The 8,357-nt window shown below is 49.7% G+C and carries 8 protein-coding genes and 1 pseudogene; 8 read left to right on the forward strand and 1 reads right to left on the reverse strand.

The window, feature by feature from the left end; translation table 11 throughout:
• The first annotated feature begins 20 nt into the window (after window positions 1–20).
• The 7 genes and pseudogenes from DP106_RS11285 to DP106_RS11315 all read left to right on the forward strand — a co-directional run bounded on the left by DP106_RS11285 (window position 21) and on the right by DP106_RS11315 (window position 6,111).
• Entirely contained in the window at window positions 21–437 is a 417-nt protein-coding gene (locus DP106_RS11285) for a DUF3830 family protein (RefSeq protein WP_120085371.1), read from the forward strand.
• Window positions 434–1,342, forward strand: coding sequence for a D-2-hydroxyacid dehydrogenase (locus DP106_RS11290; protein WP_120085372.1), 909 nt, complete (start codon window positions 434–436; stop codon window positions 1,340–1,342). Before DP106_RS11285 ends, DP106_RS11290 begins: the two co-directional genes overlap by 4 nt.
• Window positions 1,343–1,571: 229 nt before the next feature.
• Window positions 1,572–2,774 (forward strand): cytochrome P450, encoded by a 1,203-nt coding sequence (locus tag DP106_RS11295; protein WP_120085374.1) that lies wholly within the window; start codon window positions 1,572–1,574, stop codon window positions 2,772–2,774.
• Window positions 2,775–2,984: 210 nt separating this feature from the next.
• Window positions 2,985–4,745, forward strand: a pseudogene (locus DP106_RS11300) (ISNCY family transposase).
• A 315-nt stretch (window positions 4,746–5,060) separates the two neighbouring features.
• Complete coding sequence (locus DP106_RS11305) at window positions 5,061–5,492, forward strand: TRAM domain-containing protein (RefSeq protein WP_120085375.1); 432 nt, start codon at window positions 5,061–5,063, stop codon at window positions 5,490–5,492.
• 25 nt (window positions 5,493–5,517) lie between these two features.
• On the forward strand, window positions 5,518–5,745 hold the full coding sequence (locus tag DP106_RS11310; protein ID WP_120085377.1) for a hypothetical protein: 228 nt from the start codon (window positions 5,518–5,520) through the stop codon (window positions 5,743–5,745).
• A gap of 78 nt (window positions 5,746–5,823) precedes the next feature.
• Window positions 5,824–6,111, forward strand: coding sequence for a PadR family transcriptional regulator (locus DP106_RS11315; protein ID WP_120085379.1), 288 nt, complete (start codon window positions 5,824–5,826; stop codon window positions 6,109–6,111).
• Window positions 6,112–6,385: 274 nt separating this feature from the next.
• Here the strand turns inward: DP106_RS11315 and DP106_RS11320 are convergent, their stop codons facing one another.
• On the reverse strand, window positions 6,386–7,390 hold the full coding sequence (locus tag DP106_RS11320; protein ID WP_120085380.1) for a PD-(D/E)XK nuclease family protein: 1,005 nt from the start codon (window positions 7,388–7,390) through the stop codon (window positions 6,386–6,388).
• Window positions 7,391–7,585: 195 nt separating this feature from the next.
• On the opposite strand from DP106_RS11320, the gene DP106_RS11325 reads away from it, so the two are divergent.
• Entirely contained in the window at window positions 7,586–8,344 is a 759-nt protein-coding gene (locus DP106_RS11325; protein WP_120085382.1) for a response regulator, read from the forward strand.
• The last annotated feature ends 13 nt before the right edge of the window (window positions 8,345–8,357 follow it).

Below are 8,357 nucleotides of genomic sequence, written 5' to 3' on the forward strand. Positions count from 1 at the left end.
ACTCAAAAAATCCAATCACAATGATACAAATTGAAGTTAACGACACAGAATTCGAGGCAGAATTACACGACAACCAAGCTCCAGAATCAGTCAAAGCGGTTCAGGAGTTCCTTCCATTAGAATCAGAACTCATGCATGTTCGATGGAGTGGAATTGCGACATGGATCAATATCGATGAGATTGATCTCCCCGAGATCCCTAGAGAAAACCATACAGTCTATCCCTCACGTGGAGAGCTCTTGTTGTACCCTGGATATCGGAACGAACAGGAAATTCTTGTCCCGTGTGGGCCAACCTGTTTCAAAAGCCCAGCTGGGGAACTTGCAGGCAATCACTTCGCGACAATTGATGCCACCGCCTCAGAACTCAAACAGATTGAGGAAGCCACTCTTCAAAATGGGGCGTATGATGTGACGATCCAGGAGGTGCAAGCATGACTGATATCGTTGTGCTTCATGACAAAATCCACGGACTTGATCCAGAGGACTATGCTGAGACGATTCGTGAGGCCTGTCCAGATCAAGAAGTGGCGGTAGCCTATACCCCAGATCAACGGGAGAGGTATGTGACAGACGCATCGGTGGCCACCGGGTATCAAATCGACCCAGAACTCGTCAAGAAGTCTGATACATTGGAGGTCTTCGCCTGTACTTTTGCTGGCACTGACCACCTGCCACTAAATGTGCTCAACGATGCGAATGTCACCGTGACAAATGCATCAGGTGTTCACGGCCCGAATATCGCTGAGCAAGTGCTTGGATACATTCTCTCTGATGTCAGAAATCTTCGGCAAGCGTGGGAGCAAAACGAACGCGGAGAGTGGAACCACTTCCAAGGGGGAGAACTGCGAGGGGCAACGGCAACCGTTGTCGGCATGGGGCCGATTGGGACGGAAATTATTGCTCGGCTCAATGATTTCGGTGTCAACACTATCGGCATCCGATATACACCTGATAAACCGGGTAATGCCGATGAAATCGTCGGGTATGACCAAACGCTGGATGCCGCTACTCGGAGCGACTACCTCATACTCGCCTGTCCACTAACAGAAACAACGGACCATCTCATTGATGAACAAGTGTTCAATGGGCTTCCCACTGATGCTATGCTTATCAATGTCGCCCGAGGGCCAGTTGTCGATACAGATGCGTTGGTATCGGCTCTCCGCGGGAATGATATCCAAAATGCAGCGCTTGATGTCACTGATCCTGAGCCACTCCCTAGAGATCACCCCCTTTGGGATCTACAAAACTGTCTGATTACACCCCACAATGCGGGCCATACCCCCAAGTATTGGAATCGCTGCACGGACATTCTTGTTGATGCGATTGACGATCTCTAAATCCAATTCCAATAAACGACATACAGTGTAGAGGTACCCTCAATTTTTGTTGGATTTCTCTTGAGGGAGACTCACGGAGGTTTTCTGCTTACGAAAATTCGAACCCCATTTGAGAACACCCGCTCAGATTTCTGACTAATATAAGGGAATACCAATAGGTAGAACCATTACTTACAAATAAAAGAGTACCGACAACAAGTATATTTACTTTTGGTTTAGTTAGGTAGTCATGTCAGAAGCTTCGGCGGGAGACGATTTCGAAGTGTATGAATCTGCACCAACTCCACTGAAAACAAAGGCTGGCCTCCATGACCCATTTGGTTGGTACAAAAAAATGCGGAGTCAATCTTCGGTTCATTATGATAGCCAACGGGAGGTGTATGATGTATTTGGGTTTCAACAAGTGAAAAATGGCCTGCAGAATGATTATCTCGCCCGTAAGAGCTTGGCTGATGATTCAAATCGGACAACCTCCTTTTCGTATATTGACAATGCCATCGTATGGATGGATGGCACACAACACAACCGTTCAAAAGGTGAATTCTTCAAATACTTTCGTCCAGGCGAAATCAACGAGTTCGAAAATACGATCAGAGAGCTCACAACAAATCAACTTGACCAAGCAGTAGCGAACGGGACGGACTTTGATTTTGTCAGTGAGATCGCTGAGCCCCTTCCACTACGTGTTATTATGCGTATGGTTGGAGTCCCCGATGATGATTTAGACAAAGTGATAGAATGGTTGTTGACTTTCAGAGAAGTAACATATAGTGAATTCAGTGACTTTGATAGCCAACAGCCAGAACGGCTATCTAACGTCGTTGATTACTTTAGTGACCTCGTCGATTCACGGCGAGCAAACCCACAAGATGATTTGATATCCAAGTTGATCGCAGATGAGGAGTTAGATGATATCACCATCGGCTCTAATGCGTTCAATTTCATTTTAGCAGGACAAGGTACCCTAACGTCATTACTTGCAAACAGCATTTACATATTAGATAAATTCGATTACTATTCGGGTATAGATCAATCCCAAGTTGATGTTGTTTTAGAGGAGATTCTTCGGTACCGATCACCACTACAAGCACGAGCCCGAAAAACAGACCGGCAAACCCAGATTGGGGATATGAGCATCCCACAATGTGAAACAGTGATTCTTTGGATTGGCTCAGCGAACAGAGATCCCGACGTCTTTGAGAATCCAGATACATTTATTCCGGAACGAAACCCTGACCATATTGCCTTTGGGAGTGGGTCACACACTTGTATCGGTGCCCCATTGGCACGGTTGGAAGCATCAATTATCCTCAAGACCTTGTTTGATTACTTCGAGGACATAACCGTTCGTGATTCCTATATTCCTTTAGCGAAACCTTCTGACTTAGGATTTGAAAAATTGCCTGTGAAAACAGAACCAAAAGAACCGTAGCTTCTAGAGAGCGTGTCATAGAAACGGTCTCATAGGGTGAGTTCACAGGTTCGGCATCTTGATTCCTACAAACCACCAAATATTTGATATATTGACCAACAGAGAGACGCTGACGTCGTGAATGGGCATCATAAACTGGGTTCTAAAATAGTCGCATCTGTGACGAATATGCAGCACTGATTGGGCTCACTCTCAGTAGTTCATGACACGATGGATGCTGAACCTGTACCCGGAACTCCCGACGATGGCCCCGCCTTGGCGGAGGCCATCGTCATTCACGCACAAACTCTGTGAGACTGCTGACCACCTCTGGCGTGTCCTTTCGACAGTCTCAATTCCCGTTGCTCCGCTTACTGACAACCGCCAGCAGCACAAGGTAACGTACGATACTGAGTCGATAGCACGAATCTACATCTATCAGACCATCTACGACCTCGCGCAAAGCGAGGTCGCAGATCGACTTCAGAACAGGCCAGCATTGCTCAAAGGATTTGAACTGGATGAAGCACCGAGCCAACAAGACATCTCATACGCTTTGAAACAGTTTAACGATCAGACAAAAGCAACGTTAGAAGCCGCAGCAACGGGTATTGCACGAGAGGCACGTGAACACGACATTATTTCTGATGTGCTTGTTCCAATCGATTTAGAAGAGGATACGACCGCCGACACCGATGGCTGTGAAGACGAGGAGTCACTGTCTCGCGCACATGTGCGCGAGCACGGTGGCAAGGTTGTTGAATTGGCTCGAAAACACGGATTCGGTGAGTTTGACTCTGATAGAGCTGAAAATAGAATCTACGAGGATGAACAGATTCTCGATCTGTTCGCCTCGGCATGTCTCACACAGGGGAGTGCCCATTCAGAAGGCGAAGCTGGCTGGTTTCTCGAAGATAACGACACCTGCGACGACTCAACGCTACTCCGAGTAATCAAGCAGTTTGCAACGCCAGCTGATCAAGAGGTACCGTTCTCTCTTCAGGAAATGCAGATTGAGGATATTGTCGCATTCACAGCGATGTTTCGGGATTATTTGATGGACAGCTTCGATTCAGTAACCGAGAATGTTCTTCAAACAATCCGGCACGAAGATCCATTCGACGACCGCCACGCCGTGGCGGCCGTCGATTTCACACACATTCCCTACCACGTCTGGCCATGGATCGACAAGGATAACGAGATTCCGAAGGCGACGTATCCACCGATGGTCAGTGGCTATATTGATGATGGTGAGTTGAAACACGGGTACATGTTTGCGACGATTACAATCGTCGGAAACGATGCTCCGATAATGCTGGGCATTGAGCCGGTGAAGGAACACTCGAAGTGGGAGCCAGCAGATGCGCCAGCAGATTCGAAAGCAGACGTGGTGCCCGTCTGCTTTCGAGGGCCGAACAGTACGTTGATCTTGATGAAGTGCTGTTAGACCGAGGGTTCTACGCACGGCATGTTCGTGCAGAAATCAACGGTCGTGGCTTGGTGTACACGATGCCGGTACCGAAGTACGAATCAGACTACGAGATGATCAGGGAAATCAAGAGCAAGGAAGGAGTTGACGCAGCTGTCAAACACGACGTTCCCGTCGGGATCGACGGCAACGTCGATCACACCACAGAGTACCTCTACGTTCCAGCAACCAACGAGGAAGCAACTGGAGACTACGCAGTATTCGTAACGAATCGTGACCACGTCGCTCCCGAAGAAATCACTCATGTCACTAACAGCCACCGGCGTCGTTGGGATATCGAAAATCAGTACAAGTCAGTAAAATCGTTTCTCCCGAAAACCTCGTCAAAGGACTACCGCATACGGTTGTTCACGTTCACGTTCGCATCGCTGTTGTACAATCTGTGGCGGCTCACTGACTACCTGCTGAAAGTGGGCATGGATCGAGAGATTCGCTCACAGCCAGTCGTGACCGCCAGGACATTCGTCCGGGCGGTCGGTAACTCACTTCCAAAGGCCGGATAAGAGGGATCATTCCTTGTTGCTCGCCTGCGGCAAGCCGCAGGACTCGAATTCTGATCGTAATACTCGCGGTTAGCTTCGCGCGAAGGGTTCTGTCCCCACCGGTGTGAGTTCAGCACTCAAAATACGGTTGCCGATATCTCGAATCTCGCTCATGTTGAGTAGAACTCGTTTGTAGCACCGGTACATCCCGAGAATGAGTATCGTTGCGATTGAGCGGTGACCAACTACTACCCTCAGACACTCACATCGGCGAAATCGCTGCTCTTCACAGTACCAAATTGAACCACTTTTCAACCTCGACAGCGTGCTTACAGTATGGAGATTTCTGATGATTTGCTTTGCCTCTTCACTGCCCAAGTGGGTACTGAAGACGATTCATATCACATTGAGATTCCCGACCGAGAAATAGAAAACGGCACGATAGACACGACTGAAACATACCGCGTAGCGATGCTGCCAGCAGAATCAGCCACTACATCTGACTCCTCAACTGATCAACAAGCCGAACCAGCACCTGAACAGGAAGACGGGCAACAGCCACCTGTCGATGTCGGCGAGACACGTGACGTTGAGATTGACAGCATCGGCGACCAAGGCGACGGAATTGCCAGGATTGATCGAGGCTACGTTGTCATCGTTCCGGACACCGAAGTCGGTGACCGAGCAACCGTTCGAATTGAGACTGCAAAACAGAATGTCGCCTTTGCAGAGGTCGTTGAACGACGCCACAGACCACAACACGACTAAGAGACACACTACCATCCTTGCGAGTATGGCCGAGTTCAGCACTGGAGACACGGTTCGAATCGATATCCCTGACGAGACAGATCCCGACCACGACAGCTATCACGGCGGCCACGGCCGCATTATTGATGTCGTCAAAGGCGAAATAACGACGATCACCGGCGAGCAAATAGAGGAACCACGCTATCGGATACGGCTGTCAGACGGTGAAGAACTTGAGCTCCCAGCCCATGCCATCCGGCCACCAATCCAGTGACTACACTGGTACGTTGAGAAAATAACCTTGACACGTCCGGCACAAATATACCTCAGTATTCCAATAGTTCGACGGGTAATGTTCGAATTCAGTGGCTTCCAGCGTGATTTACTGTATTGTATCGCCGGGTTAGATGGCTCACACGGCCTTGGAATCAAGCGTGCGCTCGAAGACTACGGAGACACAGAAATCAATCATGGGCGGCTGTATCCCAATCTCGACACGCTCGTTGAGGAGGGCTACGTCGAAAAGGGGAGTATTGATGACCGAACAAACAGCTACGAATTGACTGCTGAAGGGCGAGCATTGCTTGCCGACCGCCGCGAGTGGGAAGCGAAACAACTCGCTGAAGGTGACAATGAGTAGTCGCTTCGGCATCTGCCAAGCAGAATAATTGCCCGCCTATCAGTCAGGTTCTGTTGACCACTCAGCCCGATCAATCGAGTACCCACCGCACTCTGGGCAGGAGTGATGATGAACAGGAAACTGGCTTCCACAGTGCTGGCACTCATATTGAGTCCCCTGATCATCGTGTCTGGAAAGCACTGCTAACATCTCCCCCACGACACTCATGGATACTCCCACACTGGAGACGAGTATAATAGTTGGTGACCGTTAAAATCGCAAGCAAGCACCCGAATCAGGGATCAGCTCCCGACTGGGTCTGAAAGGCAGTGCCTGATTTGAACTCCGTGAGTTCCTCGATCCGGGCTTCAAGTTGCTTAACCTCCTCTCGGAGTTCATCTGCTTCCTCACCTTCCGCAGCGGCCAACTGATCTTTGAGTCCTTGTAGTCGGGTCTTCTTCTGCTCATCGTGTACCTCCGCCTTCCGAACGTACTCACTCTGCTCGATGTCATAGACCTCTGACTCAGAGACTTCGATTACCTCCAGTGCTTCATCGACCTTGCTACTATCAACGCTGGTGACACGCTCGCGGTCGATCCCGGCGTCTTCGAGCACCTCCAAGACTTGCTCCTCGTCTTTGAGCGTCCGGTTTCGCCTGCTCGTTCGCTGCACCGAACCGTACTGGCCTGCCACTGGTTGGTCGTGATGGAGACGGTTGAGCAAGACGCTCCGTACCTCTTGGCGGAGTTCGTTGGCGTTTCGTTGGACATCAGACAACAACGTGTAGAGATTGACCAGCCCCTCAGTCTCCAAGCCCTCCAGATACTCCACCTCATGCCGTTCCAGCGCATCAATCAACAAGAGCGCATCCGCATACACCGCCAAGTCAGGTTCTGTCCGTTCGGCTTCTGAGAGGGCTTCGTGAGAACCAGAGGTGGTCTCGATAACCTGTGAAGAGGTGGGGCCGTCTCGTTCGACAATCACACCCTGCTCTTCGTCGATCTCGAACCGGGGATGCAAACTCCAGACAGCCGGATACGCATCAGCGTCCGGGGGCAGTCGATCAAGTTCAAACCCACCGTGAGCGTCGGTAATCCGCTCGTAAAGCGTTTCGAATTGCTCACGCTGTAACGGCTGAGTCGGATCAATATCTCGATCCTGGAACTGAATAACTACCCGCTGATCCTGTACATCGCTGATCGTGAACTGATCGTGGGAGAGCGGCGTAACGAGAGTTGCTTCCTCAGGTAGCTCCTCTAATTCGGTGATGAGCGTGTGCCAACTCGCGGTGAAGCCCATATCAGTGGCTACCACTCGTCTCGCAAAGAGCTACGGGTCGCTACCAAAGTAGCCCGCACTAGAAGTTTCTTAGATGTTACTCAGGTGTATATATCGAGTAAGTGTTAGAGGCGTAATGCGAAATGCCCAGCGTGCATACGAAGACAAAAACACTTTTACAATAATGTGCATATCTATCTTAATAAAGTAAATCACATGGCCGCTAAACAGGACATTATTCATATACTTCATGTTGACGATGAGCCAGAGTTGGCCGAGCTAACGGCCGAGTTTTTGCGACGGAAAGACGATCGAATCAGCACCGACACTGCAACGAGTGCTAGTGAAGGACTACAGCGAGTAACCGAAACCCGATTCGATTGTATCGTTTCCGACTACGATCTGCCCGGCCAGAATGGCATTGAGTTTCTCAAAACTGTCCGGCAGAAACATCCAGATCTCCCGTTCATCTTGTACACCGGTAAGGGCAGTGAAGAGGTAGCAAGTGATGCGATAGCTGCTGGTGCAACTGATTATATACAAAAGAAGGCAGGAACCGAACAGTACGAACTTCTAGCGAACCGGATTCAGAACGCCGTCGAACAAAGCAACTCAAAGAGGATCCAACAACGAGCCGAGCAGTACTTCGAAGCGGCGGGAAATATTATGGTTGTATTAAATACTGATGGAACCGTTGCTCGCATCAACGAACGCGGGTGTGATCTCCTTGGCTATGAGTGCTCAGAACTCATCGGTTCGGACTGGTTCGATCTTATTCCACGAACGGCTGAGGAGGAGGTTACAGACATAGTCTCCTCTTTCTTCGAGGAGGACGCGGACTCAATCCAAACAAATGTGAATGCCATCGAAACAAAAACCGGCGAGCAAATCACCATCAAATGGCATAACACCGCATTACAAAATAAAGAAGGAACGCTCTTGGGTAGAGGATTGTTGGTCAGCTCTCAGCAGTAGCTGGAAGTCACAG

The sequence above is a fragment of the Halonotius pteroides genome, from assembly GCF_003605635.1.
Lineage (GTDB): Archaea > Halobacteriota > Halobacteria > Halobacteriales > Haloferacaceae > Halonotius > Halonotius pteroides.